At 44.7% G+C, this 23,653-nt stretch carries 29 protein-coding genes and 3 tRNA genes; 19 read left to right on the top strand and 13 right to left on the bottom strand.

Features of this window, described 5'->3' with window-relative positions; all coding sequences use genetic code 11:
* Positions 1 to 35 precede the first annotated feature (35 nt).
* From ICN31_RS03490 to ICN31_RS03480, 3 genes are all read left to right on the top strand, one after another.
* Positions 36 to 111 (top strand) — tRNA-Ala (locus ICN31_RS03490).
* A 35-nt stretch (positions 112 to 146) separates the two neighbouring features.
* Positions 147 to 222 (top strand) — tRNA-Glu (locus ICN31_RS03485).
* 50 nt (positions 223 to 272) lie between these two features.
* Positions 273 to 349: transfer RNA gene (locus ICN31_RS03480), tRNA-Asp, on the top strand.
* 162 nt (positions 350 to 511) lie between these two features.
* Here the strand turns inward: ICN31_RS03480 and ICN31_RS03475 are convergent.
* On the bottom strand, positions 512 to 1,231 hold the full coding sequence (locus ICN31_RS03475; protein ID WP_255530902.1) for a M48 family metallopeptidase: 720 nt from the start codon (positions 1,229 to 1,231) through the stop codon (positions 512 to 514).
* 127 nt (positions 1,232 to 1,358) lie between these two features.
* A complete protein-coding gene (locus ICN31_RS03470) occupies positions 1,359 to 1,964 on the bottom strand; it encodes a DUF1344 domain-containing protein (protein WP_216258616.1) in 606 nt (201 codons plus the stop codon).
* 151 nt (positions 1,965 to 2,115) lie between these two features.
* Between ICN31_RS03470 and hyi the strand changes: the two genes are divergently transcribed.
* From hyi to ICN31_RS03445, 5 genes are all read left to right on the top strand, one after another.
* A complete protein-coding gene (hyi, locus tag ICN31_RS03465) occupies positions 2,116 to 2,895 on the top strand; it encodes a hydroxypyruvate isomerase (RefSeq protein ID WP_216258614.1) in 780 nt (259 codons plus the stop codon).
* Between the two features lie 32 nt (positions 2,896 to 2,927).
* Positions 2,928 to 3,827, top strand: a complete 900-nt coding sequence (glxR, locus tag ICN31_RS03460) for a 2-hydroxy-3-oxopropionate reductase (protein WP_216258611.1) — start codon at positions 2,928 to 2,930, stop codon at positions 3,825 to 3,827.
* A 9-nt stretch (positions 3,828 to 3,836) separates the two neighbouring features.
* On the top strand, positions 3,837 to 4,424 hold the full coding sequence (locus ICN31_RS03455; protein WP_216258609.1) for a YqiA/YcfP family alpha/beta fold hydrolase: 588 nt from the start codon (positions 3,837 to 3,839) through the stop codon (positions 4,422 to 4,424).
* Between the two features lie 79 nt (positions 4,425 to 4,503).
* The gene (locus tag ICN31_RS03450; RefSeq protein WP_216258607.1) at positions 4,504 to 5,073 is read left to right on the top strand and encodes an HNH endonuclease; all 570 of its coding nucleotides are present in this window, start codon (positions 4,504 to 4,506) and stop codon (positions 5,071 to 5,073) included.
* 215 nt (positions 5,074 to 5,288) lie between these two features.
* Positions 5,289 to 6,086 (top strand): DUF3108 domain-containing protein, encoded by a 798-nt coding sequence (locus tag ICN31_RS03445; protein ID WP_255530901.1) that lies wholly within the window; start codon positions 5,289 to 5,291, stop codon positions 6,084 to 6,086.
* Here ICN31_RS03445 and ICN31_RS03440 read toward each other — a convergent pair.
* The 6 genes from ICN31_RS03440 to mltG form a co-directional block, all read right to left on the bottom strand.
* Positions 6,083 to 6,610 carry an ion channel gene (locus ICN31_RS03440; protein WP_216258603.1) on the bottom strand — a complete coding sequence of 176 codons (528 nt, stop codon included), beginning with the start codon at positions 6,608 to 6,610 and terminating at the stop codon, positions 6,083 to 6,085. The two genes, ICN31_RS03445 and ICN31_RS03440, sit on opposite strands and share 4 nt — an antisense overlap.
* A 66-nt stretch (positions 6,611 to 6,676) precedes the next feature.
* Positions 6,677 to 7,378: an ankyrin repeat domain-containing protein gene (locus tag ICN31_RS03435; protein WP_216258601.1), complete on the bottom strand. Its 702-nt coding sequence runs from the start codon at positions 7,376 to 7,378 to the stop codon at positions 6,677 to 6,679.
* A complete protein-coding gene (locus ICN31_RS03430; RefSeq protein ID WP_216258598.1) occupies positions 7,375 to 8,166 on the bottom strand; it encodes a TatD family hydrolase in 792 nt (263 codons plus the stop codon). Before ICN31_RS03430 ends, ICN31_RS03435 begins: the two co-directional genes overlap by 4 nt.
* 31 nt (positions 8,167 to 8,197) lie before the next feature.
* Positions 8,198 to 9,340, bottom strand: coding sequence for a DNA polymerase III subunit delta' (locus tag ICN31_RS03425; RefSeq protein WP_255530900.1), 1,143 nt, complete (start codon positions 9,338 to 9,340; stop codon positions 8,198 to 8,200).
* A complete protein-coding gene (gene tmk / locus ICN31_RS03420; protein ID WP_370624258.1) occupies positions 9,341 to 9,979 on the bottom strand; it encodes a dTMP kinase in 639 nt (212 codons plus the stop codon).
* 16 nt (positions 9,980 to 9,995) lie between these two features.
* Positions 9,996 to 11,063 (bottom strand): endolytic transglycosylase MltG, encoded by a 1,068-nt coding sequence (mltG, locus tag ICN31_RS03415; protein WP_216258596.1) that lies wholly within the window; start codon positions 11,061 to 11,063, stop codon positions 9,996 to 9,998.
* Between the two features lie 20 nt (positions 11,064 to 11,083).
* Between mltG and ICN31_RS03410 the strand changes: the two genes are divergently transcribed.
* Positions 11,084 to 12,061, top strand: coding sequence for a folate-binding protein YgfZ (locus ICN31_RS03410; RefSeq protein WP_216258595.1), 978 nt, complete (start codon positions 11,084 to 11,086; stop codon positions 12,059 to 12,061).
* 14 nt (positions 12,062 to 12,075) lie between these two features.
* Positions 12,076 to 12,933, top strand: a complete 858-nt coding sequence (locus ICN31_RS03405) for an NRDE family protein (protein ID WP_216258593.1) — start codon at positions 12,076 to 12,078, stop codon at positions 12,931 to 12,933.
* Between the two features lie 3 nt (positions 12,934 to 12,936).
* Here the strand turns inward: ICN31_RS03405 and ICN31_RS03400 are convergent, their stop codons facing one another.
* Entirely contained in the window at positions 12,937 to 13,428 is a 492-nt protein-coding gene (locus tag ICN31_RS03400) for a PaaI family thioesterase (protein ID WP_216258592.1), read from the bottom strand.
* A gap of 55 nt (positions 13,429 to 13,483) precedes the next feature.
* On the opposite strand from ICN31_RS03400, the gene ICN31_RS03395 reads away from it, so the two are divergent.
* Genes ICN31_RS03395 through ICN31_RS03375 form a run of 5 tightly spaced genes read left to right on the top strand, consistent with a single transcriptional unit; the run spans position 13,484 to position 17,121 of the window.
* On the top strand, positions 13,484 to 14,950 hold the full coding sequence (locus tag ICN31_RS03395) for a YdiU family protein (protein WP_216258590.1): 1,467 nt from the start codon (positions 13,484 to 13,486) through the stop codon (positions 14,948 to 14,950).
* 34 nt (positions 14,951 to 14,984) lie between these two features.
* Positions 14,985 to 15,395, top strand: coding sequence for a peptide-methionine (R)-S-oxide reductase MsrB (msrB, locus tag ICN31_RS03390; RefSeq protein WP_216258588.1), 411 nt, complete (start codon positions 14,985 to 14,987; stop codon positions 15,393 to 15,395).
* Between the two features lie 38 nt (positions 15,396 to 15,433).
* On the top strand, positions 15,434 to 15,982 hold the full coding sequence (locus ICN31_RS03385) for a septation protein A (protein ID WP_216258586.1): 549 nt from the start codon (positions 15,434 to 15,436) through the stop codon (positions 15,980 to 15,982).
* Positions 15,979 to 16,269: a BolA family transcriptional regulator gene (locus ICN31_RS03380; protein WP_216258583.1), complete on the top strand. Its 291-nt coding sequence runs from the start codon at positions 15,979 to 15,981 to the stop codon at positions 16,267 to 16,269. Before ICN31_RS03385 ends, ICN31_RS03380 begins: the two co-directional genes overlap by 4 nt.
* Before the next feature lie 60 nt (positions 16,270 to 16,329).
* Entirely contained in the window at positions 16,330 to 17,121 is a 792-nt protein-coding gene (locus ICN31_RS03375) for a peptidylprolyl isomerase (RefSeq protein ID WP_216258581.1), read from the top strand.
* A 12-nt stretch (positions 17,122 to 17,133) separates the two neighbouring features.
* Here the strand turns inward: ICN31_RS03375 and ICN31_RS03370 are convergent, their stop codons facing one another.
* The 4 genes from ICN31_RS03370 to ICN31_RS03355 all read right to left on the bottom strand — a co-directional run bounded on the left by ICN31_RS03370 (position 17,134) and on the right by ICN31_RS03355 (position 20,867).
* Positions 17,134 to 18,291: an MFS transporter gene (locus tag ICN31_RS03370; RefSeq protein WP_216258579.1), complete on the bottom strand. Its 1,158-nt coding sequence runs from the start codon at positions 18,289 to 18,291 to the stop codon at positions 17,134 to 17,136.
* 14 nt (positions 18,292 to 18,305) lie between these two features.
* Positions 18,306 to 19,421, bottom strand: coding sequence for a chorismate synthase (gene aroC, locus ICN31_RS03365; protein WP_216258577.1), 1,116 nt, complete (start codon positions 19,419 to 19,421; stop codon positions 18,306 to 18,308).
* A 53-nt stretch (positions 19,422 to 19,474) separates the two neighbouring features.
* Positions 19,475 to 19,930: a CBS domain-containing protein gene (locus tag ICN31_RS03360; RefSeq protein ID WP_216258575.1), complete on the bottom strand. Its 456-nt coding sequence runs from the start codon at positions 19,928 to 19,930 to the stop codon at positions 19,475 to 19,477.
* A gap of 88 nt (positions 19,931 to 20,018) precedes the next feature.
* A complete protein-coding gene (locus tag ICN31_RS03355; RefSeq protein WP_216258572.1) occupies positions 20,019 to 20,867 on the bottom strand; it encodes a YhjD/YihY/BrkB family envelope integrity protein in 849 nt (282 codons plus the stop codon).
* Positions 20,868 to 20,886: 19 nt separating this feature from the next.
* Between ICN31_RS03355 and wrbA the strand changes: the two genes are divergently transcribed.
* From wrbA to ICN31_RS03335, 4 genes are all read left to right on the top strand, one after another.
* The gene (gene wrbA, locus ICN31_RS03350; protein ID WP_216258570.1) at positions 20,887 to 21,492 is read left to right on the top strand and encodes an NAD(P)H:quinone oxidoreductase; all 606 of its coding nucleotides are present in this window, start codon (positions 20,887 to 20,889) and stop codon (positions 21,490 to 21,492) included.
* 5 nt (positions 21,493 to 21,497) lie between these two features.
* Complete coding sequence (locus ICN31_RS03345; protein WP_216258569.1) at positions 21,498 to 21,887, top strand: DUF2069 domain-containing protein; 390 nt, start codon at positions 21,498 to 21,500, stop codon at positions 21,885 to 21,887.
* On the top strand, positions 21,887 to 23,305 hold the full coding sequence (locus ICN31_RS03340) for an FAD-binding oxidoreductase (RefSeq protein ID WP_216258566.1): 1,419 nt from the start codon (positions 21,887 to 21,889) through the stop codon (positions 23,303 to 23,305). The genes ICN31_RS03345 and ICN31_RS03340 overlap by 1 nt, the downstream gene beginning before the upstream one ends.
* 95 nt (positions 23,306 to 23,400) lie before the next feature.
* On the top strand, positions 23,401 to 23,586 hold the full coding sequence (locus ICN31_RS03335; protein ID WP_216258564.1) for a hypothetical protein: 186 nt from the start codon (positions 23,401 to 23,403) through the stop codon (positions 23,584 to 23,586).
* Positions 23,587 to 23,653 lie beyond the last annotated feature (67 nt).

Here is a 23,653-nt window from a genome sequence, read left to right as displayed (position 1 = left end):
GTTTTGAGTGTCTTGCAGGTTTATTGTGGGATTTCGGGGGTATAGCTCAGCTGGGAGAGCGCTTGCATGGCATGCAAGAGGTCAGCGGTTCGATCCCGCTTATCTCCACCAAACATTCGAAATTGTAGTAATCAGAAGCAGTCCAGGTCCCCATCGTCTAGAGGCCTAGGACATCACCCTTTCACGGTGAGTACGGGGGTTCGAATCCCCCTGGGGACGCCAGAATTCTGGTGGCAGTAAAATGTAGTGTGATGTTTTTCTCGATGTATTTTGGAGCGGTAGTTCAGTTGGTTAGAATATCGGCCTGTCACGCCGAGGGTCGCGGGTTCGAGTCCCGTCCGTTCCGCCAAGACAATCAAAAGCCCCCTGTATAAGGGGGCTTTTTTATTTACATCTTCAATTAAAGAGCGCTAGTACCCAGCGATTTTGGTGAGTGAATCTCGCTTTAGACTACTAGCTGAGGGTGACGGCAAAATACGAGATCTCTTGAAAAAAATCCAAACCTGAATAACTAATATTTTTTAAGGCTTGGTTTTTGTGCGTTTAGATAAAGTGGCTCAACAGTCGGCATCAATACTGTAAGTTGCTCTATCCTGGTTTCCCCAGATGGGTGGGTAGATAAGAACTCAGGGGAAGCTTTTCCATCGGTAGCTCTAATCATTTTCTTCCAAACGCTAATGGCAGCCTGGGGGTTGTAGCCGGCTCTAGCGGCTAACTCTAAACCAATTGCGTCTGCCTCAGATTCATTCTGTCTTGAGTTTGGTAGAACCAATATATATTGAGCTGCTTGATTGGCTGCACTGATTGCAGATCCATAGCTGCCAGCCGCTGCTAGGGCAATATTGGTAACAGCGCTTTGAGCCATCGCCTGGGATAGTCTTTCCCTGCCATGTTCACGCAAAGCATGAGCAATCTCATGACCCATAATTGCCGCAATTTCATCATCTGTTAAGTTGAGTTGTTCTACTAATCCGGAATAGAAAGTGATTTTTCCACCGGGGGCGCAAGTCGCATTAAGAGTTGGCGCATTAATCAGGGTTAATTGCCAATTCCAATCACGTGTATCGTCTCTAAAAATGGATGTTTGTTGAATCAAGCGATTCGAAATGGACTTGAGACGGTCATAAGCTGGTCCAGAACTCACTAGAATGTTCTTTTCTTTAGCTTTCTGATTCTGCTCGTTATAGCTTATGGCAGAGAGTCGATCCACCTCAGCAGAAGAGACCACCATAAATTGTGATCTACTGATTCCTACCGCACCTGATCTTGTGGTGTTAGCACAAGCTAGGAGTAGAGAGCTTAAAGTAAGAGTTGCAACAGCTCTAGAACTGAACAGCTTATATATCATTCACTACAAATTATTTCTTCGGAGTTGTTATAGAGGCTGCCATCGCATCATAGTAAATCACTTTGACCTGTTCGCCAACATTCACATCAGCCAAGAGGGCTGGGTTTTTAACTGTAACCGTCGTAATCTTGCCGCTAGGGCCTTTTACAGAAACTAGTTTCTTATTGCGATCCACCGCAACGATATCCGCAATGATGGTGGTCTTATTGGCAATGACTTCAGATGGCTTTTCATTCGGCTTTGAATCAGTAACTGTATTGGTCTCTACTTTGCTACGAATACCATTGCTCTTCGTTTTAATCAGCTCAATTGCAACAGCTAATTCATAGGTAACGTTAACTTGGTCGCCTTTTTTGATCTGATCAAAATTGGTAATTTCTGGGCCAGCAACAAATTTGGACTCGCCTTCTTTATTCTTAAAGGTAATCGTGCGGGTCTTCTTATCAATAGCAACTATGGTGCCCTCATATAGTTGGTAGCGGTTATCGACTACAGCAGCGTCGATCACCATTGGCTTAGCAGCAGAATCGGCCGGCTTTGCTTGGGACATCACCAAAGTGGGGGAGGCTAATATAGCGGCAATGGATAGTGAAATGGTTGTGGATTTGATATTCATTATTTTCCTTCTAGATAAGCACTTCATATCTGGATACTAGCTCACTTTTAGCATTTATAAGCCTTTCAAGGCGCTAATTGGGGGTTGGGACTAGAGCCTCCATCTTTGATAAGATCTCTGTTTGATTCTGAAACCCTAAGGAGGGTATGAAATGCCTCAATTTGCCGCAAATTTAACAATGCTTTTTACAGAGACGCCGTTCTTAGATCGTTTTGAGAAAGCCCACAATGCTGGATTTAAGGCGGTTGAGTTTCTCTTCCCTTATCCATTTGCGGCTGCTGAAATTAAAGATAAGTTAGATCAACATGGATTAAAGCTTGTTCTTCATAACTTACCTGCTGGAGATTGGGATGCTGGAGAGCGTGGAATTGCTTGTCACCCTGATCGAGTAGCTGAATTTCGTGAAGGTGTTGCCAAAGCCATTGAATACGCCAAGGTTTTAGGTGTTCCGCAGCTCAATTGTCTGGCTGGTAAAGCCCCCGCTGGAGTGGATAACAAGTTGTTGCACGATACCTTCGTGTCGAACCTTAAATACGCATCAGCTGAATTAAAGAAAGCCAACCTCAAGCTACTAATTGAACCAATCAATACTTTTGATATTTCTGGATTCTTTTTAAGCACAACCCAGCAAGCGCTAGATATTCTCAAGGAGGTTGCTGCCGATAATCTTTTCGTGCAATACGACATCTACCATGCGCAACGGATGGAAGGTGAGCTTTGCAACACCATGGAAAAGAATCTTGGCAAGATTGGACATATTCAATTAGCCGATAATCCCGGTCGCAACGAACCTGGCACGGGCGAAATCAATTATGTACATCTATTTAAATTCTTAGACCGGATTGGATATTCAGGCTGGATTGGTTGTGAATACAAACCTGCAACCACTACCGAAGCAGGTCTAGGTTGGATACAAAAGTTAACTTCATAAAATAAATCAAAGCAAATACAAAAGGAAAAGATATGAGCGATAAATTAAAATTAGGTTTTGTTGGTCTTGGAATTATGGGCGCCCCTATGGCAGGCCAACTGGTTAAAGCAGGTCATGAGGTATTTATTACAACCAGAAGTAAGGTTCCTCAAGAGCTGGCTTCTTCAACAGCCATTCAATGCGTAAGCCCAAGCGAAGTTGCCCAAAAAGCAGACATCATTTTCACTATGGTTCCAGATACACCAGATGTTGAAAAAGTATTGTTTGGTGATAAAGGCGTTGCGGCTGGTTTATCTAAAGGCAAGGTTGTCGTTGATATGAGCTCTATTTCACCAATCGCCACTAAAGAATATGCCAAGAAAATAAATGCCTTGGGTTGCGACTATCTTGATGCGCCCGTTTCTGGTGGCGAAGTCGGCGCTAAAAATGCCACGCTCTCGATTATGGTTGGTGGTGATGAGGCCGTATTTAATAAAATAAAGCCTGTACTAGATCTTATGGGCAAGAATATTAACTTGGTCGGCGGCAATGGTGATGGCCAAACTGCTAAAGTTGCGAACCAGATTATTGTGGCCTTAAATATTGAAGCCGTAGCTGAGGCGCTGGTATTTGCATCTAAAGCTGGGGCAGATCCTGCTAAGGTTCGCCTGGCACTCATGGGTGGTTTTGCGAGCTCGAAGATTCTTGAAGTGCATGGTGAGCGCATGGTGAAGCGCACATTTGATCCTGGATTTAGGATTGAATTGCATCAAAAGGATTTAAACCTTGCACTCAATAGTGCGCGTGCCCTAGGTGTTTCACTGCCGAATACCGCTACTGCCCAAGAATTATTCAATTCCTGCTCTGCGCATGGTGGCAAAGCCTGGGATCATTCAGCGATGGTCAAGGCTTTAGAAAAGCTAGCGAACTTTGAGATAGGTCAAAAAGCCTAAGTTCTGTTTATGTCATCAACCCTATTGGTGTATCTTCATGGTTTTCGATCTTCGCCAAGATCTAGTAAAGCGGTGATGACAGGTGAGGCAGTAAAGACCTTAGCAACTGCGGCAAATGCCATCGATTGGTATTGCCCGCAGTTGTTGGCGTCGCCTAAAGCTAGTATGGATATGGTGACAGCCTTTATAGACCAGTCCAAAGCTGACCGCATTGTTGTGATCGGATCATCGCTTGGTGGGTTTTATGCCAACTACCTAGCAGAAAAATATGGCTGTAAGGCAATAGCCTTAAATCCAGCAGTACGAGCAGCTAGAGAGCTTGCCCCCCATGTGGGGATGATGACATCCTATGACAGCGATGAACCCTTTGATTTTCGGCCTGAATATATCGACGAACTCAAGAGCCTACAGGTTGAGAGAATTTCTGATCCCAATCGTTACTTATTAATTGCTGCAAAAGGGGATGAATTGCTCGATTGGAAAGAAATGAGTGAATTCTACCAAGGTGCGCATCAACTGATCCTTGAAGGCAGTGATCATGGAATCGCCGACTATGCGGATCATCTCCCTAGGGTCTTGGAGTTTATATCCCCTTAGATGATTGATTGACACAAATTTCTTCTGTAAGATAAGTCTATAGATCGATGGCTTTGCCTAGGTCGGGAAAGGAGAGTTTGTGCTGAGCATCTTAAAACTAGACGCTGGTGGAATTCCCCAGGGTTGGGTTAACGCCGAAGAGGCGACCAAGAATTACGCTGATAACAGTGTTTTGTGGACCCTAGGCGACCCCATCATGAAAATGCGTGGTGGCATTTCTCGGGCTAGTGGTTTGCAATCCATTATTGAACTTCATTCGATCATCGCTATCAAAGGTAGCGCGAAGATTAATTTATTTGACGTAGCACCAGTTATCACAAAACATAAACTTTTTAAGCGTGATCGAGGTCTCTGTGCTTATTGTGGTGATACTATCCACGAAAATCATGCCGAGGCCGAGCACATCATCCCGAATAGTCGCGGGGGTAAATACACCTGGATGAATCTAGTCATTTCTTGTAGGCCCTGCAATCAACGCAAGGGTAACCGTACCCCTGAACAAGCTGGCATGGGTTTGTTATATACCCCTTATCTACCAAGTTTGTACGAAGATATGATTCTTAAAGGGCGAAATATTCTGGCAGACCAGATGGACTTCCTGGCTGCCAATTTGCCTAAGAACAGTCGTTTACTCGAGAGCGCTCTCTGAGTTTGGAGCTAGAGCAACTTAGTCACCCCCAAAGTAGTAACTTGATTCACGCAAAGCCTTTGCGAATTATTCTCATTGCATTGGCCCTGTCTTTGATTGGCCATTTTATTTTATTTTTTGGCATTCCCTTTTTATCTTTTAATTCACCGCCAGAGATTGCAGACGATCTTATTATCAGGACGGAACTAAAAGTTGAGCCCCCAAAGAAGATTCAGATGGTCCAAGCGCCCAGAAAGAAAGTAAATAAGAAGACAAGCACTAATGCAGTTGAAGACTCAAAAAGTCTTGCGAGTGGTGGCGAGCAGGGTGGAGCCATTAATCAACAGGGTGTTGCTTTCAAGCTTCCAGAATCAGGCATCATTTATTACGATGCTTATGTCGATGGGCAGCAGTATCAGACAGGGGAGATTGATTGGATTGTTGATGGCAACAACTATCGTCTATACATCAATATTCCATTTGCTTTTGTTGGTCCGTTTGTATTTGAATCCAGAGGTACCGTTGATGCATACGGCATTGCACCTTCTATTTACTGGACTCAGCGCGGGACTAAGCCACCTCGTTATTCTCGCTTTGATAGGGATGCAAGTGGAGGAGGGAGGATGTACTTCTCGGAAAAACCGGAGTTCACTCCAGACCTTCTTCCGGGCACGCAAGATCGATTCAGTTTGATGTTTCAGTTTGCCTCATTACTCAATGGCGATAGTAAGATCGATGAGGCAGGCAGTATTCGATCCTTGCCAGTGGTTGACTACAATACCCTACAAATGTGGCAATTTAAAAGTTATGGAGAGGTAGTTTCTGAAGACATCCCCTCGTTGGGAAAGTCAGTTAACCGTCGCTATGCCTTAATGCAGCGGGAAAATGACCCATTTAAGCGTCAAGTAGATATTTGGCTCGCCAAAGACTTAGATTGGCTGCCAGGAAGAATTCGGTCTCAGGAAGCCAATGGTAGGGTGCTTGAGTTGGTATTCAAGCAAAAGAACCCCTTACCAGCGGGAACAAAGCCCTAAAGGCCAGATCCTGATTTAGGGCTTTGTTTGGAATGGCCTAGTAAGTTCACCATCATTGAATACAAAGCAGCTCCGGACATGGATACGGCGAAGATCCCGGTAAAGGAAATAATGATGGGTAAAACCCTCCAGTGCTCGGTTAAGGTGTAATCACCATATCCAACCGTTGTATACATTTCACCAGCAAAGTAGAAAGTCTGTGGATTGGTGGGGAATACCTTCAATGCCACGCAGATATAAGCCCAAGCAATAATTTCAGCGAAATGGACAGCAATAATCAGCAAGATTGCGATGAAATAGGATGCGAAATTGCCGCCATAGATTTGTCTATTTTCGAGCTTTTGATCCAACCAATGAAACGTACCGGCAATTGATAAAACAATCATGCCGTGAAGCGTCAACATGAAGCACGCCAACAGCAAGACAAACCAGATCTGTCCATTGCCCATATCGGTATTGATTTCACTAAACAGGGTGGCAAAGCTAGGAAGGTCAGCGCTGTGAATAAGGTCTAAAAGGAACATGGGGCTTTGGGGGTGAGGATTACAGAAATATCTTATTTTACATAATAATGATTATACGCAGTAATGCTATGAGGCTTTAGCCTTCACAGGCGCTACGTAAGGCTTCTTGTAGAGCTTTAACCAACGGGATCTAAGACCCTCACTAATCCAAGGCTTGTCGTATATATCGGCAATATCAATAGCTGTTAAGCCTTGAGAATTCCGCAATTGCAAGTCTGCGCCTTTGTCTAAAAGTAGCTTTACCAATTGCTCATTGCCAGATTGGACGGCCATCATTAGCGGTGTTGTATTACCAAGACTCATGGAATCAACAATAGCCCCATTTGCAATCAAGAACTGAGCAACCTCAAGCTGACCCTTAGCGCAGGCGTAATGCAAAGGTGTCCAGCCAATGTGATCTAGCTGCGCTTTATGACCTATAACCAAGGTCTTAACGAGAGGCAAATTTCCTTCTATTGACGCCATCATTAGGGGTGTTTCACCGTTCTTATCCGATAAATCAACATCAATATTCTTATTGCCAAGCAAAACATCAATAACTTTAGGAGATTTCTCCCTGATAGCTAAAACCAACATTGGGCTGCCATTAGCGTCAACCGTGTTGGGATTTACACCTTTTTTTAGCAAAGTTTTGACCTCAGAGGCATCATCAAATTTAGCTGCTCTAGCAAAATCAGCAACCTGAACAGGAGTTTGTGAGTGAGAAAGCTGATTTCCCATGCAAATCAAACATAAAACCATCGTTAATTTATTAAACTTTAATATCATGAGTAATTTCTATCTATATGAAAACATTCATAAAAATTACTTGAAGTTCGCTTAGCAAGCTCTTCAACTGCAACGCCCTTAAGATTGGCAACAAATTCACCAACTTTGGCCACCCATGCAGGCTCATTGATCTTGCCGCGATAAGGAATAGGCGCTAGATAAGGAGAATCAGTCTCGATGAGCATCCTATCGAGCGGGACTGCTTTACAGGTTGCCTGAAGGTCTTTAGCGCTTTTAAAGGTCACTATTCCAGAAAAGGAGATATAAAACCCCATTTCCATGGCTAATTGAGCCATTTCTAGGCTCTCAGTAAAGCAATGCATCACCCCGCCAATCTGCTGGGCGCCCTCTTCTTTGAGGATCTTGATAGTGTCTTCAGATGCAGAGCGCGTATGGATGATGAGAGGCTTTTTAGATGCTATTGAGGCTCTGATATGGGTTCTAAAGCGATCACGTTGCCATTCCATGGATGCATAACTACGATCACCCATGCGGTAGTAGTCCAGCCCCGTTTCACCAATGGCGATGATTTTGGGATGCTTTAAAGCGGTTTCTACCAGGAAGTCGTAACTAGGCTCGGGAGTGTCCTCATAATCGGGATGAACCCCAACGGAAGCATATAAATGGGCATGATCCTGAGCAAGCTTCAAAACATTGGGAAAGTCTGGCAGATCGACAGATACGCACAAGGCATTGTCTACTTTGGCGGCAGCCATATTCGCAAGCACTTCTGGCAAGCGAGATTGAAATTCTGGGAAATCGAGATGGCAATGAGAGTCTATGAACATGACTCGTTATTTTAGACTGCCTAGATCTAAATTAAGACTCAAAAACCTGTTGGTATTGAGATAGCAAGGCTTCTAACTGAACTCGGTTAGCCAAGGGGTGATTTTCATGACGACGGGCTTGAATCAAGGATTTCCAAAAATGATGCAGTTTAGGTATCTTAGCGGTTTGAGACAAACTTTTAAGTGTTGCAAGGTGCTTTGGGTAATACCGTGGATTGCCGCCCTGCGCAACAGCTTGAAGATCAGAGGTCCAGCGTTGCATGGCGGCCAATAAATAGCTATATCGAGCCTTATGAGTCTTCTCAGCGGAATCTAGCCAATTAATCCGCACCCCTTGTGACATGGATTGAAGTAAAAAGCGTGAAGCTTGAATGGCGATTGTTAATTCATCTTTCTCATCTTGATTGTTTCTTGCAATCAATGAATCTAAAACTGCGTACGGCGCACCACCCTGCTCATCGTAAATGGTCTCAATATCAGCATCGCTCACTTTAAGACCATTCATCCTCTGTAATTGCGTACGCAACCATGCTAAACCTTGATCACGATCTGGGCGTGGCGCGGTCAGTAAGCGACAACGAGAACGAATGGTTGGTAAAACACGATCCACTCGATCGGCCAATAAAATAAAGATGGTATTTGCTGGGGGCTCTTCCAAAGACTTCAGTAAGGTATTGGCAGAATCAGAACGCAGCATCTCTAAGGGATAAATCAAGATCACACGATTACCGCCTCGATGCGAGCCAATGGAAAGACCTTCTATAGCACCACGAGTCTCTTCAATGGAAATATTTTTCTTTTCTTTCTTTTCACTAGCCTCACCATCAGAATCATCCCGCACTACTTTGCCTTTCTTTGGCGATTCATCACTCTCATATTCAGCATGCGGTAATAGCCTGCGATGAGTCTCGGGCACCAGAGGAATAAAGTCAGGATGATTTCCTGTGTCAAACCAATGACAGGCTTCACATTGGTTGCAGGGGCGTGAAGCTGCGTGGGCACTCTCGCACAAGAGAGATTTTGCAAGCTCAAGCGCAAATGCAAACTTGCCGATACCAGATTGGCCATGCAACAAGGTCGCGTTAGGGAAGTTAGAAAAATCCAAGTTGTCCCATAGTCCTTGCAGCCATGGTGCCAGAGACTTTTCTTGCGCGGCTAACATGAAGTCACTCATCTAAATCTTAAATTTCAGGTGACTTAATTCATTCCAAATGAGCTCTGGAGTTTTCGTAGCATCTACCAAATGGAAACGAGTTGGATCTTCTTTAGCGCGGCGTAGGTATTCTTGACGAACTTTCTCAAAGAAATTTAAATCCATTTTTTCAAACTTATCTGGTGCTCGCGCTTTAGACCGACGCGCCTCTGCAACCTCACCCGGCAAATCAAACAAGATCGTGAGATTGGGCTGGAGTAATAGGCCATTAGCGCCGCCTTGTACCCAGCGTTCAAGTTCATTTAATTTCTCAAGACTCAATCCCCGTCCGCCCCCCTGGTAAGCAAAGCTAGCATCCGTGAATCGGTCTGAAATGACTATTTTTCCAGCCTTCAAAGCGGGCTCTATCACTTGAGCAATATGTTCACGACGAGCAGCAAACATTAACAAAGCTTCTGTCTCTAAATTCATAGGGGCATCAAGCAACAATGTTCTTAGCTGTTCACCTAAGGGCGTGCCTCCCGGTTCTCGGGTCATGACCACCTCACGGTCGGGATAGCGCTCTTGCATCAGCCGCTGAAATGCCTCTAGATGAGTGCTCTTACCGGCGCCATCAATACCTTCGAAGCTGATGAAATATCCTGGATACATTGATGTCATATGAAATTAAATCGAATTAATGGGATGTCCGGCTTGACTTACGCTGATACTGGTCCACTGCCCTCTCGTGCTCACTAAGGCTTTGAGAAAAGTAGCTACTGCCATCACCTTTAGCCACAAAAAATAACACATTGCTCGCAGCTGGATGAATCGCTGCTTGGATTGATTCCTTACTCGGCATAGCGATGGGGGTTGGAGGTAAGCCTTTGCGCATATAGGTATTGTAGGGATTGTCTTTGCGAAGATCTGCTTTACGAAGATTACCGTCAAATTGAGGGCCAATGCCATAAATGACGGTAGGGTCAGTTTGCAACAGCATCCCCTTGCTTAAGCGATTGGTGAAGACGGCTGCAACCAAGCCTCTATCACTTGAACGCCCAGTTTCCTTTTCTACAATGGAGGCCAGAGTGAGAAGATCATAGGGTGTATTTAGAGGAGAGTTCGCCTCTTTTTGTGACCACGCTTGAGAGAGCTGTTTTTGCATCGCCTGTGAAGCCCTGCGATAGATTTCAATATCAGACTCCTCCGGATCAAAGATATAGGTATCTGGCATAAAAATACCTTCAAGCCCTGGGTAATTTAGATTGAGCTTTTGTAATATTTCTTTCGGATCCATACCCTTGGTCTGATGAAGCAATGATGGATGAGCGTCCACCAATTGCCTTAATTGCCAGATCGTTATACCCGGAACAATAGCAATGCTCTCCTTCACTCTATCGCCTCGGGCAATTTGAAGAAGAATAGTTCCTAAACTTGCTCTTATTGGCAAAAGATAAGTGCCGGGTTTTAGCTTGGATCCTACTAGCAAAGCTCTTGCGCTCATCTGAAATACGATTGAAGTCGTAGAAACACCCTGCTCTTGTAATTGCCCGGAAATACTAGCAAGTCCTGACTGGGGTTTGACTTTGACTTTATAAACCGGCAAATCAGCCACATTTGGAGTGGATGGAACTACTGGCCATAAAAAGATGCTGCCGTAGAAGATGCCAATCACCACAATTAGCCCATATAGCCAAGCTCTTAGACTTTGGCCTCGAGTTTTGTTCTTATTAAAAAGACGGATTTCCTGAATTTTTCTGCTCATCAGGCTATGATAAAAGGGTCATGATCATTCACCCCCAAAATATACCAATACAAGCAAACCTGCCCCAATGGGGTCTCATTTTTGTGGAGGGCGCTGATGCTGCCAGTTTTTTACAAAATCAGCTCAGCAATTCTGTTTTGGGCTTGACTCGCACATTCGCACCGCAAATTGCCCAAACACATGACTCAGTCAGACTAGTCGGATATTGCAGCCCAAAAGGAAGATTGCTAGCTAGCGCCTGGCTTGGACAATTTCCTGACGATATCAATGCACCAGATCGTTTTGCACTATTTCTCTCCAAAGATATTGCAGCATCTACAGCTAAGCGTTTGTCGATGTTTGTTCTGCGTTCCAAAGTAAAAGTGATTGATGCATCATCTCAGTGGACTGTCTCTGGATATTGCTGCAAGGAAGAAGATATTGCTAATCTCAAAACAGAAGCTGGTCAAATTGGCTTGCGCTTACCAAATGTCTTAACAAATAATCACACGTATTCACGCGCATTGATTGCATGGAAAAGTGATGGTTCAGAGCACAATCTCAATCATGATTCCATACAGTGGGAGCATCTTGAAGTGATGAGCGCAATTCCGAGAATTGTTCTGGCAACGCAAGAACAGTTTGTACCGCAAATGATCAATTTTGAATCCGTTGCAGGAGTGGACTTTAAAAAGGGCTGCTATCCAGGACAAGAAATCGTCGCTCGCAGTCAATACCGAGGCGTTATCAAGAGGCGACTACAACTAGCGCACACTTCATTAGACTCCCTAGGTAGCGCCTCGATTGCCCCTGGTGCTGAGCTTTTTCAGGTGAATGACCCTGCGCAACCAGCTGGTATGGTGGTCCTATCATCTGTATCCCCCACAGAACCCAATAGAATCGACCTCCAGATAGAGTGCAAGCTAGATGCGCTCGAAAGTGGAGAAATCCATCTGGGAAGTGTGCAAGGACCTGTGTTAAAAATAGATTCATTGCCTTACCCATTAATTGAAATCTAGGGTTTTCTGCTGATATGTGCCTGATCCTTTTTGCCTGGAAATCACACCCGGACTACCCGTTGGTAGTTGCAGCTAATCGCGATGAGTTTTATGAGCGTGACACTGAAGGGATTTCTTGGTGGCCAGAGCACCCCCATATTTTAGCTGGTAGAGATCGTGCTGATGTTTTAGGAAGTCCAGGGACATGGCTAGGCTTCACTAAGACCGGTAAGTTTGCCGCACTGACGAATGTCAGGGCGCCCAGCGAAAAAAATCCTGACTCAAGAACGCGTGGTGAACTCTCCTTAATGTATCTTTCAGGAAAAGAGCGCCCTTCTCACTTCATTCAAGAGAATGTGAAGCACTTCCAAAATTATAACGGCTTTAATCTTTTGATGGCCGACCTGAGTAATCCTGAGAATGCGCAGATGCATTGGGTTAGCAACCGCATGATGATGGGTCAAAGTATTCGTCCTCGTAAAGTCTTTCCTCAGCAACCCTTAGATGCTGGTGTTTACGGACTTTCTAATGCCATGCTCGATACGCCATGGCCAAAAGTAAACCACCGTGTAGCGGCCTTTGCGCAGGCACTTGCCATGGATAGCGGTCAATTGAAGAATGTAGACCAGTATTTAAAGCTATTAGCCGATACCCATCACGCCAGTGACCATGAACTACCTAATACCGGCGTTACTCGTGAATGGGAAAAAGCACTCTCGCCTGCCTTTATCAAAACCGATACCTATGGGACCCGTTCTAGTACAGTTCTCAGGGTGCGTAAAGACGGTCAATTTGAAATGGTAGAGCGTCGGTTTGATGCTACTGGCACAGTTGGCCATGACGTGATCACTGGAGCCCTGAGTGCTGCACCCGGCTCTAATCTTTCGGTTTAATTCTTAATCGTTTGTCTCGCTACGCAGGTCATCATTCACAACACGGCTACCATCGGCATTGCGAGTTGCTAAGCGCTTTAAGTATTTAAATGTTCCTGTCGCCATACAGCACACCTCACCTTGATCGTTATAAAGCTTAGCTTCACAGAAGGCCATTGTGGCTGTACTACGAACCGTATCGGCTTTTACACGTAACACCCCATTGGCGGCCTGCATAAAGTTATTTTTCAATTCAATCGTGACAACGCTACGGTCACCAGGATCACCCGATCTAGCCGCGACAGCCATAGCAACATCCATCAATGTGAGAAGAACGCCGCCATGGGCTACGGCCCAGGTATTAGTATGCTCTGGCTTGAGGGCCAGTAAGATCTCCCCTTTACCCATTTCTGCGCTCAGGCAGCGGACACCCAGAAGCTTTAAAAAAGGAACGTTTAATTCTTCCCCCAAATTGGCAAGCTGAGTTTGGGCATTGATCTGGACTTGTTTATTCATACTCTGATTTTAGTAGCTCAAACGCCATTTGGGAAATCCCCCTAGAATAGTTCTTATGGCCTTTACTTTAAGCGGCGATGACGCTATCCAAGAACTTCAACCAAGCCCGATTCCAGGGCCTTACTGGGTAGCCTTCTCATCATCGGCAGCCAAATTACTCAAGCTCAAGTTAAAGAGTGATGGATATCCAGAAGATGAGACTTGGTTAGACCTTTTAGCTGGTAATAGCCTAGAGACTCAATCTCAGAAATTTTCCAACCCGATTGCCACTGCTTATAGCGGACATCAATTTGGTGTCTGGGCTGGACAGTTAGGTGATGGTAGAGCAATTCTCTTGGGTGATATCGCCGGCCAAGAATTACAACTAAAGGGTGCTGGTAAGACGCGGTATTCACGCATGGGTGATGGCAGAGCTGTCTTGCGCTCTTCTATCCGCGAATTTTTATGTAGCGAAGCGATGCACGCTTTAGGCATACCCACTAGCAGAGCTTTATCGGTGGTTGGATCAAAAATGCCAGTCTTACGAGAGACTCTAGAGACTGCTGCCGTATGCGCTCGTTTAGCACCCAGTTTTATACGTATTGGTCATTTTGAACACTTTGCTTCAACACAAAATATCGCTCGCCTGAAAGAGCTGGCCGATTTACTAATGGATCAGCATTATTCTGAATGTCGCAATAATAAAGATCCTTACTTAGCGCTATTTCAAAAGATATCTGAGCGTAATGCAATACTGGTTGCTCAGTGGCAAGCTGTTGGCTTTTGTCATGGAGTTCTCAACAGTGACAATATCAGCGTATTAGGACTGACTATTGACTATGGTCCTTTTGGCTTTCTAGATCGATTTCAAATGGACCACATTTGTAATCATAGTGATCATGGTGGCCGCTATGCCTATCATCGCCAGCCTCAGATCATGCATTGGAATATGGCCTGCTTAGCAAGCGCATTTATACTTTTACTGGAATTGGATCACTCTAAAGAAGAAGCCCAAAAGCTACTCACTAATGCGCTCAGCGAATTTCCAACCATCTTTGAGAAAGCTTGGCAGACACTATTTAGGCAGAAGCTCGGCTTTGTTAACGCGCAAGAAGAAGATATTGAGCTCATTGAAAGATTGCTCCAGATGATGCATGACGCAAGAGTCGATTTTACAAAGCTGTTTAGAGGGCTTGCAGATATTAATACAAATGCCCCTATCAACCAAATCGAGGCACGTAATGACTTCATTGATCGAGATGCGATTGATCAATGGTTTAGTGATTACATCGCTCGCTTACAGGCAGAATTAAGTGTTGATGCTGATCGCAAACAAAGAATGAATGCAGTCAATCCAAAATATATATTACGCAATCATTTAGCTCAAGTTGCTATTGAAAAGGCTCAACAGCAAGACTTTTCTGAAGTAGCGAAACTCTTGAGTGTTTTAGAGAGGCCGTTTGATGAGCAAGAGCAATACCAAGAGTACGCAAATCCCCCGCCTCCCGATTTAGAGTTCATTGAAGTTAGCTGCTCTTCTTAGTGCCTTGTGATAGATTTAAACCAAGAGAATTATTATGAAAAAAACGAACCCGGAATACAAAAAAATACTCACCGATATTGAGTATCGCGTCACTAGAGAGGCTGCTACTGAAAGGCCATTTTCTGGAAAGTATTGGGACCATTGGGATAAAGGTAGATATAACTGCGTTTGCTGTGAAACCCCGCTCTTCCTCTCAGATACTAAATTTGATGCTGGCTGCGGATGGCCTAGTTACAACCAAGCAGAGGAAGAATCGGCCATCAAAGAAATTAAAGATGTTAGTCATGGAATGATTCGTACTGAAGTACGTTGCGCCAACTGTGATGCCCATTTAGGTCATGTCTTTGATGATGGCCCAAACCCTACTGGTTTACGCTATTGCATCAATTCTGCATCTTTGAGTTTTGAGCCTAGCTCTAATGCTAAGCCTACAAACGAATCTTAAAAAGAGCTGAAATATTAAATAGCTGGATAATGCCTCTTATGAAATTTTTATTCGACCTATTCCCTATCATTCTATTCTTTATCGCCTTCAAATTTGGCGATATCTATACCGCAACGATTGTTGCCATGGTTGCGACCATCGGACAGATTTTGTGGGTTTACTATCGCCACCGTAAGATCGATGCCATGCAATGGGTTAGTTTGGTCATGATTCTGGTGTTTGGTAGTCTGACTATTTTTTTGCATGACAAGACTTTTATTCAACTAAAACCGACTGCCCTTTACTGGCTATTTTCTGGCGCTTTATTTATTAGCGCCCAATTCTTTAGTAAAAATTGGATTCAAGTTCTCATGGGTAAGCAAGTTACTCTCAAACCAGAAAATTCGCACTCTGTTTGGCATCGACTTAATATGGCCTGGGCTGCATTCTTCTTTTTGATGGGCATCCTCAATCTCTATATCGCTTTTGAATTCTCCGAAGAAACTTGGGTCAATTTCAAACTCTTTGGCAGTACAGGTTTACTAGTCGCCTTTGTCATTATCCAAGGTGTGTGGCTATCGCGTCATATGGAGCATCCTTCTGAATGAGTATCAATCAAACACGTATTACGCTATTTGAGCAGGACTTACATAAATCCTTTGCAATTGAGCATCTTCAGATTGAAGATGAAAGCCATCTTCATGCTGGGCATGCTGGTGCAGCCACTGGTGGCGGCCACTTTAAACTGACTATCGTTGCCCCAGAATTTAAGGGTTTGGGCTTAGTCGCTAGACATCGTGCGGTCTATGCTGCCTTAAATCGACACATCCCAACAGAGATTCATGCCTTAACGATTAATGCCATAGCACCGGGTGAGTCTGGTTCTTCAGTTTGATTTACACTGACAGCCATTGAAACCTGATCACTCAGACTACTTATTAAATAATCCTCCACTATGTTGAAATCTCACTCCTTATTTACCATCAGTTTTTTTACCCTCTTCTTATCGGCAAATGCAGTTGCTCAGAATGCCGTCATCGTCAATGGCAAAGCTGTTCCTAAGGCTCAATTAGATAAATTAGTAGAAAAAATGGGCAAGCCGGATGATCCTCAAGTGCGAGATCAAGCCCGCGAGATGCTAATCACCCGTGAATTGATTTTGCAAGATGCTGATAAGCGTGGAGTCATCCAAAAAGAAGCAGTACGCGAGCAATTAGAGCAAGCCCGCGTGGGAGTTTTGGTAGGGGCTGTTTTTGAAGACTATGTAGAGCGCGAAGGCGTTACTGATTCAGACCTCAAAGCTGCCTATGAAAACATCAAAGGTCAGTATGCCGGCAAGGAATATCACGTAGAGCATATCTTGGTGGATAAAGAAGCAGATGCCAAAGCAATCATCGTTCAACTCAAGGCTGGCGCTAATTTTGAAGATATGGCCAAAGCTAAATCTAAAGATCCTGGTTCGGCTAAAAATGGTGGCGACCTCGGGTGGGTATCTGATAAAGCCCTGGTTCCTGAGTTTTCAAAAGCCATGGTGCAACTCAAGAATGGCCAGATTACGGATAAGCCAGTGAAATCTCAATTTGGATACCACATTATCAAGACCCTAGATTCTCGTGATGCTAAGGCTCCTAGCTTTGATGAGATGAAAGATCAGCTAAAACAAATGATCATGTCTGATCAGAATTGGCAAAAAGAAAAGTTTTCAGAAATGATGCAAAAACTTCGCGCTAAGGCAAAGATTCAGTAAGCAGAATTTTCTTTATCTGCTTTGATAGTGGCGTGGTCTCAGTTTTTGAATCGCCATGCCAGCTAAACCGCAGGCAAATGCTGCCATGACAAACACATCACGTGGTTGAGATAGCTCCCAGATCCAGCCTGCGCATAATCCACCTATGGTGCCGCCTAGACCATAAGAGACAGTTGCCATTAAGGCTTGTCCTCTAGCCTGTAAAGGCCCAGTAAACCAGCGTTGGAGTAATTTCGTGGCGGCACTATGGTGAGCCGCAAATGTACCTGCATGTAAAACTTGCGCAAAGATCAGAATCGATGTGGTTGGCAAGAATGCAATCAGAATAAAGCGTATCACCCCAATCCCAAAAGCTGCCTGAAGAATAACCTCGGCATCTAAACGACTCAGTACTTTACTTTGGAAGTAAAAGAAAATGACTTCTGCAAATACACCTAGCGCCCAGAACAATCCAATTTGAAATTTATCGTACCCAAGATTAGCCAGATAGAGGGAATAAAAAACATATAGAGCTGCGTGAGCAAACACCATAAAGAAACCAGAGATTAAAAACCAGCGAACATCTGGATTCAAGAGTACCACTAGCAGTTCACCTTTGACCATTTTGCGGCGCTCCATCTTCGGCTCATGGAGCAAGAAAGTGACTAAGGCTAGTGATACCAAAACTATTGCACCTACCGCAGGATAGAGCTCTATTGATTTTCGTTGAAAGAGTTCACCAGCAGTCAGCACCATAAAAATGAAGCCTAGGGATCCCCACAGGCGCAGACGACCATAACGTTTATCAAAAGAATTGTCTTTAAATAAAGCGTGTACGGTTGCAGATTCTCCAAGAGGCATCAGACTGCTCAGGATGGTGTGGAGTACAAACATCCAGATAAAAAAGCTGATGTAGCTTTGTAAAAAGTAAATCGATAAAAAGACTAACGCCGCAAAGCAGGCGCAAAATCGAATAATCCCAACGCGGTTAGATAAAAAGTCAGAGAGCCAGCCCCAAGAAAATGGACCGATAATGCGGGTAATTTGCAGCATTGACATCAATACTGCAATCTCTATCACGCTAAATCCGCGCTCTAAAAAGAACAGGCTAGCGTACGGTGAAACGAGACCAACATAAGCAAAATATAAAAAGAAAAAGGACCCGAAGGCCCAACGAAGAGATGGCGTCATCTAAACATTAACCATCAATCTGATGTTGATCCTGGACGAGCTGCAGGGATAGGCTTAACTGCCACATTGACATCAGCGCACTGAGCGCGATGACGTAATGCGTGATCCATCACCACTAAAGCCAACATCGCCTCAGCGATGGGTGTAGCACGAATACCAACACAAGGATCATGACGCCCCTTGGTTTGAACAGTAATAGCCTTGCCATCTAAGTCAATCGATTGCTTTGGACTCATGATGCTAGAGGTCGGTTTAATAGCAATTGAAACCCGCAGGTCTTGACCACTACTGATACCGCCCAAGGTGCCACCCGAATGATTGCTAGCAAAGCCATCGGGATGCATTTCATCACCATGCTCACTGCCACGCTGAGCAACTGATTTAAAGCCAGCACCGATCTCAACACCTTTAACAGCATTGATTCCCATCATGGCGTGTGCAATATCTGCATCCAATTTATCAAAGAGGGGCTCGCCTAAGCCAATAGGTACATTACGTGCACGCACCTCAATGCGTGCACCGCAAGAGTCCCCTGCCTTACGCAGCTCATCCATATAAGTCTCAAGTTGCGGGATGATGTCAGCGTTAGCTGCAAAAAATGGATTCTTTTCAACCTGAGAAAGATCCTTAAACGGAATTTCTAGCGAACCCAATTGGCTCATATAACCATAGAACTGCGTACCATATTGTTGATGCAGCCATTTTTTTGCAATGGCTGCTGCCGCAACAACAGGTGCAGTTAAGCGCGCAGAAGATCTCCCGCCACCACGGGGATCACGAAAACCATATTTATGGTGATAAGCATAGTCAGCATGGCCCGGCCTAAATGTTTGCAAGATATCACCATAGTCTTGACTACGCTGATCGGTATTCCGAATTAATAGGCCAATTGGTGCGCCGGTAGTCTTGCCCTCAAAGACGCCAGAAAGAATCTCAACCTGATCTTCTTCTTTGCGCTGAGTCACATGACGGGAAGTGCCTGGCTTACGACGATCTAGGTCTAACTGGAGGTCCGCCTCCGATAAAGGCATGCCTGGCGGGCAACCATCAACCACCGCTCCGATAGCGGGACCGTGAGATTCGCCAAAAGTGGTAACAGTAAAGAGGAGGCCTAAAGTATTTCCTGACATAACGACATTATGTCATTTGTCAGGAATATCAGCTTAAAACAAGCAGTTAGGGGCTAGCTGGCAGCCTTTTCAGTGTCTTCTGGCCAATCCCGAATATAGGCTTTTAACATGGTGTTTTCGAAGTCTTGCGCCTCAACTACAGACTTGGCAACATCATAAAAAGAGATTACGCCCATCAGCATTTTTTGATCCACTACAGGTAAATAGCGTGCGTGATCTACCAACATCATGCGGCGAACTTCATCGATCTCCGTTTCCATATTGCAAGTCAGTGGGTTTTGATTCATCACTGCGCTCACTTGCAGATCATCGAGCTTGCCTTGATGTGTTGCTAAAGCTGCAATCACTTCACGGAAAGTCAAAATACCGACCAGTTTGTCGTACTGCATGACGACCAAAGAGCCTATGTCATGTTCACTCATCACCAACACCGCAGTTTGCAGCGCAGTCTCGGGAGCAACAGTAAATAAGGTGCTGCCCTTTACGCGCAATATATCGCGAACTTTCATCTCATCTCCAGAAACAGTGCCAAGACTGTATTGATAGTTTCAATATATGCCGAAGATCTCTATCAATCAAGGGCTGGAGGATCTCTTTTTAGTAACGAATAACCCTAATGACACCACTGCGGATGTTAGGCAAATTGGCTACTAAGATTGCGCCAGCCAGGGTGATCCACCAGGTCATATAGATCCAGAGCAGCCCTAGGGGAAAGATGGCGAAGGCGCCATAAACAGTCTTATAGAAGGCGGTGTGACTCAGAAAAATAGCATAGCCAAACTTCATCAACTCGAAGCTGATGGCTGCAAAGAAGGCGCCTGAAAAAGCATCTGACCAAAGAATCTTAGAGTAAGGCAACACTTTATAAACCACAGTGAAGACCGCGATAGCCAGAAAAATAGGTGCAATTGCTGCCATCAGGCGAAAGCCGATTGATATCGCTTCAATCCATCCCTCAGAGGCGCTAAATAAAACACCGCTTAAATAGACGCCTACGCCTAAGAGTACTGGCCCCAAAAAAGTTGCCGCACTATAAATGATGACCTTTTTCAATAAAGGACGGCGTTCTTGTACTTTGAAGATCTGATTAAATGCTGCTTCAATCACTGCCAATGTCATGATGGTGGTGATCACTAAGCCAATTAAACCAATGAAAGTTAATCCACTTGCTTTAGATGAAAACTGTTCCAGATAGGTAAATACTTGCTGATTAAGGCCGCCCGGCATATAGGTATCAAGCAACCATGTTCTGAAAGTATTTTTTACCTGGATGACGCTGGGTAGATAGCCAATCAGAATGGTGGCGATGGTGATCATTGGCACTAGAGACAAAGTGGTCGTAAATGCCAAACTGGCGGCAATCTGATTCAGATTGAGGCCGCGATTACGCTCCCAGAGCTGTTTGCCCAGAGCAAGCCATAATTGAGGATTACGAATAAGGCGCATCGCCGTATCATAAGAGAATATGAACCAAGCTGAAATTTTAGTTTTGTACTACTCCCGTTATGGTGCCACCAGGGATCTGGCTCGCCTGATCGCCGAAGGCATCGAAAGCGTTCCTGGAATCAATGCGCGACTCAGAACTGTTCCTGCAATCTCCACCGTTTGTGAGGCCACAGAAGCTCCTGTACCAAATGAGGGTGCACCCTATGTTGAATACACTGATCTTCAGGAATGTGTTGGTTTAGCCCTAGGCTCCCCTACTCGCTTTGGCAATATGGCAGCCCCTATGAAATATTTTTGGGATGGCAGCTCATCCGAATGGCTTAACGGCGCTTTAATTGGAAAGCCTGCTTGCGTATTTACCAGCACAGGCAGCATGCACGGCGGACAAGAAAGCACTTTGCTCACCATGATGATTCCTCTATTGCATCATGGCATGGTCATTGTCGGTCTGCCCTATAGCGAGTCTGATTTGATGTCCTCGAATACAGGTGGCAGCCCTTATGGTGTTACTCACTTGGCGCACGCAGATGGTCGAGCTCCGATTAGCCCTGAAGAGCAGCGTTTAGCAAAAGCCCAAGGTAAGCGCTTAGCAGAAACTGCCCTCAAGCTTTTGCAGAAAAAGTAAGCAAGATGTTCAAGAAATTGCTTGAAAAGAATCCCTACCAACTACTGGCAACAGCAGCATTTGTCGATTTATTTATTCTGTGCGTGTGCTGGGAATGGTTTATTTCTCCACTTCGTCCCGGTGGTTCTTGGTTGATACTCAAAGGCATCCCCCTGCTCTTTGCAATTCCAGGTCTCTGGAAAGGCAAGGTCTACACCATGCAATGGGCTTCAATGTTAATCCTCCTCTATATCACTGAGGGTTTAGTTCGCATTCTGGAGACTGGTAGCAATTTTTGGATGGCTCTGTTAGAGACCATCCTCGCTACAACTGGTTTTATTTGCCTACTGCTCTACCTCAAGCCCATTAAGCAGCAAGCAAAAATCTTAGCGAAACAAAAGAGGCAGGCTGAGTAATGATTCAAGGCTTGATCGAACAATTTGAAGCAGCATTAGGCAAGCAATATGTTCTAACTGACGATGCAGATAAAGTGCCCTACCTCACCGATTGGCGCAAACGTTACACCGGCAAAGCCTTGGCAGTCCTTCTACCTAAAAAAACGGATGAAGTAGCTAGTATTGTGAAGCTTTGTGCCGCTCATCATGTCGCCATCGTTCCGCAAGGCGGACATACTGGTTTTTGTGGTGGTGCTACTCCTGACAATAGCGGCAATCAAATCATTCTTAATCTCAAGCGGATGAACCAAATCCGTGCGATTGATACTGCTAACCAAACTATTACGCTAGAAGCGGGATGTATTTTGCAGGCTGTTCAAGAAAAAGCCGCAGCACATGATTTTTTGTTTCCACTCAGTCTTGGCGCAGAAGGTAGCTGTATGATTGGCGGCAACTTAGCTACCAATGCGGGTGGTACGAATGTACTGCGCTATGGCAATACTCGCGATCTTTGCCTAGGCCTTGAGGTTGTTACCGCCCAAGGTGAAATCTGGAATGGCATAAAAGGTTTACGTAAAGACAACACTGGTTATGATTTGCGTGATCTTTTCATTGGTTCAGAAGGTACTCTAGGAATCATCACAGCAGCAGTCATGAAGCTTTATCCGCTGCCTGTCTCTCAATGGACAACACTCGTTGCTACTGACAATATTGCATCTACGATTGCTCTACTGACTCTATTTCAGAAGCGTGCAACATCATTGCTCACGGGTTTTGAAATGATGACTCAAGAATCATTAGCCTTAAATGAAAAACACTTTCCACAGATGGCCAATCCCTTAAAAGGAAATCCGCCCTTCACTGTGTTGATTGAACTCTCCGATCACGAAAGTGAGGAGCATGTTCGAAAACTACTCGAAACTATTTTGGAGGAAGCTTTTTCAAGCAATCTCATTAGCGATGCAGTCATCGCTAATAACCTGAGTCAAGCTAATGCGTTTTGGCATATGCGTGAGCACATTACTCTGGCACAAGCCGAGGAAGGCGCTAATCTCAAGCATGACATCACCATCCCCCTTTCCTTTTTAGAAAGCTTTATTCAGGACACTGACTCTCTGATGAGACAAAAGTACCCGGGGGTCAGGATCATTAATTTTGGGCATTTGGGTGATGGCAACCTCCACTACAACATTGCCCCGCCTCTGGGATTAGACCCAAAGGCATTCAATCTCAGCCATGAAAAAGCCATCCACGAGCTGGTTTATGCCCAAGTGGAGCGTTGCCAGGGCTCAATATCGGCAGAACATGGGGTTGGGCAACTTAAATTGGCTGACTTAAGAGCGCATAAGGGTGCTGTGGCTCACGATCTGATGAAGGCCTTAAAAAGGGCTCTGGACCCCCAAAATATCCTCAACCCCCATAAAGTGGTCTCAATTTAAGGGTTTTAAGCGCTTAAGATATTTGTTAAATATTTAGAAATTCTTGTCATCTCCACCCAATTCTGGAGCGTTGTATGGTCATGGAGGTGACAAATATGTCAACAAGACTCAAACGCTGGGCCCGTGCAATTGAACAAATCGACCTGTCCAAAAGGACTCCTGAGGTCGCTATTGGCTATCTAGACAACAAATACCGCAATATCGCTTGGCGTTATATCCGCATTTTGGGCTTTGAAAGAACCATCAGCTTCATGGCCAGCAATAACTTCCATCCAGAGTAATCAGCAGCAAAGCATTAGCTAAAACCCTAAATAATTGAATTATTTAGGGTTTTTTAAACATCAAGTT

It is taken from the genome of Polynucleobacter sp. UB-Piko-W3 (genome assembly GCF_018881635.1).
In the GTDB taxonomy this organism is placed as follows: Bacteria; Pseudomonadota; Gammaproteobacteria; order Burkholderiales; family Burkholderiaceae; genus Polynucleobacter.
The sequence above is the reverse complement of the archived record's forward strand: the minus strand, read 5'-3'. Positions and strand labels throughout refer to the sequence as shown.